1 protein-coding gene is annotated in these 434 nt (G+C 68.2%); it reads left to right on the forward strand.

Annotated elements, in window-relative coordinates:
• Window positions 1–30: 30 nt before the first annotated feature.
• Window positions 31–434: histidine phosphatase family protein (locus KDL01_RS42150; protein ID WP_212534300.1), on the forward strand; the 404-nt coding region annotated here is incomplete at its 3' end.

Here is a 434-nt window from a genome sequence, read left to right on the forward strand (position 1 = left end):
CTCAAACCCTCACCCACGTAAAGTCCCCCCGTGCCCACCACCCGCATCCTGCTCATCCGACACGCCGACTCCCACCACAAAGCCGACGCCGTCAACGCCGGACCCCGCACCTGCCGCGGCCTCACCGACCTCGGACGCACCCAAGCCGCGAACCTCCGCACCCGACTCGCCACGGAACAACACACCGACAGCCCCGTCTACAGCTCCGTCATCCCACGCGCCCTCGAAACCGCCCGCATCCTCACCGACCACCCCGTCACCCAAGACTGCGGCCTGTGCACCTACCACCTGCCCGACTGGGCCGACGGCATGACCTGGCAACAGATCCGCGCCCAACACGCCCGACCCGACGGCGGCCTCTACCACCCCTTCCAAGACGGCAACGAATCCTGGGCCGAACTCGTCATCCGCGCCGCCAAAACCCTCACCACCCT

Origin of the sequence: Actinospica durhamensis (assembly GCF_018139695.1) — a bacterium.
Taxonomy (GTDB): Bacteria; Actinomycetota; Actinomycetes; order Streptomycetales; family Catenulisporaceae; genus Actinospica; species Actinospica durhamensis.